The organism is Curvibacter sp. GW821-FHT09D12, from assembly GCF_059416245.1.
This window is the reverse complement of record NZ_JBWKOU010000053.1, coordinates 1-1,904: the sequence shown is the minus strand read 5'-3', so window position 1 is coordinate 1,904 and position 1,904 is coordinate 1. Positions and strand designations below refer to the sequence as shown.

At 65.7% G+C, this 1,904-nt stretch carries 3 protein-coding genes; all 3 read left to right on the top strand.

Translation table 11 applies throughout. The features are described 5' to 3' along the window. The first annotated feature begins 83 nt into the window (after positions 1 to 83). Entirely contained in the window at positions 84 to 488 is a 405-nt protein-coding gene (locus AC07PT_RS30395) for a transposase (RefSeq protein WP_494659183.1), read from the top strand. Then, a complete protein-coding gene (gene tnpB / locus AC07PT_RS30390) occupies positions 485 to 817 on the top strand; it encodes an IS66 family insertion sequence element accessory protein TnpB (protein WP_494659182.1) in 333 nt (110 codons plus the stop codon). The genes AC07PT_RS30395 and tnpB overlap by 4 nt, the downstream gene beginning before the upstream one ends. An 82-nt stretch (positions 818 to 899) precedes the next feature. After that, positions 900 to 1,904, top strand: a 1,005-nt coding sequence (gene tnpC, locus AC07PT_RS30385) for an IS66 family transposase (protein ID WP_494659184.1), incomplete at its 3' end; no start/stop codon positions are given.

Sequence of the window (1,904 nt, the reverse complement as noted above, 5' to 3'; positions counted from 1 at the left end):
GTAAGCGTCCTGGCAAGTCATCTACCCAACCCTGCGCCGCCGCCTGAGGATCCAACCCACCAATCACTCCCCTTGGTGGACACATGGACTCCTCAGCAATCAACCTCCCATCCCCCGGCCGGCGCCGCGGCCGCTACAGCGGCTCCTTCAAGGCCGACATCGTTGCGGCCTGCAAAGCCCCGGGCGTTTCAACCGCTGCGGTGGCCCTGGCCAACAGCCTCAACGCCAACCTTGTGCGCCGTTGGGTGGCCGAGAGTGATCCCGCCCACAAGGCTGCTGTTCAATTGGCTCGGGTTCCATCCTCGGTTCCGGCTTCTCCTGCATTGACCACCTCTGCCTCCACGCCCGGCTTTGTCTCCGTACCGCTGAACACTCCCAGTACAGATATCCGGATTGAACTGCGCCGTGGCGATCACCTTGTCACCCTGTATTGGCCCGTGGCCGCGGCCGCTCAGTGCCTGAGCACGCTGCAGGACTGGCTGCGGTGATCCGCATCGACGCGGTCTGGCTGGCGGTGGCCCCCATGGACATGCGAGCCGGCCCCGACACCGCCTTGGCCCGGGTGGTGGCCGTCTTTGGCTCAGCCCAGCCTCACCACGCCTATGTGTTTGCCAACGCCCGCGCCACCCGCATGAAGGTGCTGGTGCACGACGGCCTGGGCCTGTGGCTGGCTGCGCGCCGTTTGCACAACGGCAAGTTCAACTGGGCCTCGGGGCCTGAGCCCAGCTTGCCCATCAGCAGCTCCCAGCTCAGTGCCTTGGTGCTGGGCCTGCCCTGGCAATGGGTGGGCCACACCGGGGCCATCACCCTGGTCTGAGCGTTTGGGGTGACCCTGTTGCCCCTGCAATCGGGGCATGCGCCGATGGTCTGAGCCCCTGGGCTGCGGCACACTTGGGGCCATGTCTTCGCTGCCGCAGATCGACGCTCAAGCACTGGCCTCCATGGCGCCCGAAGAGCTGCGCGCACTCACGGCGCAGCTGCTGCAGCGCATCGAGCAAGACGCCCAACGGGCCGACCAGGCCAGCCAGGCCATTGCGCTGCGCGACGCCAAGATCGACAAGCTCAGCTTCGAGTTGGCTCAACTGCGCCGTATCCGCTTTGGTGTGAAGAGCGAACAACTCGACGCCCAACAGCGCCCCTTGTTTGAAGAAGCCGTTCAAGCCGACATCGCGGCACTGGAAGAAGAACTGGCCGAGTTGAAGGCTGCCCCTCAAGCTGCTGAGGCACCCAAGCAAATCCCCAAGCGCCAGGCCCTGCCGCCCGAGCTGCCCCGCATCAGCATCAGTCATGAGCCAAACGCCACGGTGTGCACCACCCCAGGGTGTGGCTGCCAACTCAAACGCATTGGCGAAGACGTCAGCGAGAAGCTGGACTACACACCCGGTGTGTTCACCGTGCAGCGCCATGTGCGCGGCAAGTGGGCCTGCAGCCAATGCCAGACACTGACCCAGGCCCCCGTGCCCGCTGAGGTCATCGACAAGGGCATTCCCACCTCCGGCTTGCTGGCCCAGGTGCTGGTGGCCAAGTACGCCGATCACCTGCCGCTGTACCGCCAGGAGGCCATCTTTGCGCGGGCGGGCTTTGGCATCGCGCGCTCCACACTGGCATCCTGGGTGGGCGTGTGCGGCGTGCGCCTGCAGCCCGTGGTGGATGCACTCAAAGCACAGATGCTGCAATGCGCCGTCTTGCAAGCCGACGAGACCCCGGTGGCCACCTTGGCCCCCGGCACGGGCAAGACCCACCGCTCTTACCTGTGGGCCTATGCGGCGGGCGAGTTTGAAGCGCTCAAGGCAGTGGTCTACGACTTCGCCCCCAGCCGGGCCGGTGAACATGCACGCCGCTTCCTGGGCGACTGGCAAGGCAGCCTGGTGTGTGATGACTTTGCGGGCTACAAAGCCAGCTTC

Coding starts and splice junctions, on each gene's coding strand:
- AC07PT_RS30395 (WP_494659183.1), top strand. CDS start 84: ATGGACTCCTCAGCAATCAACCTCCCATCCCCCGGCCGGCGCCGCGGC.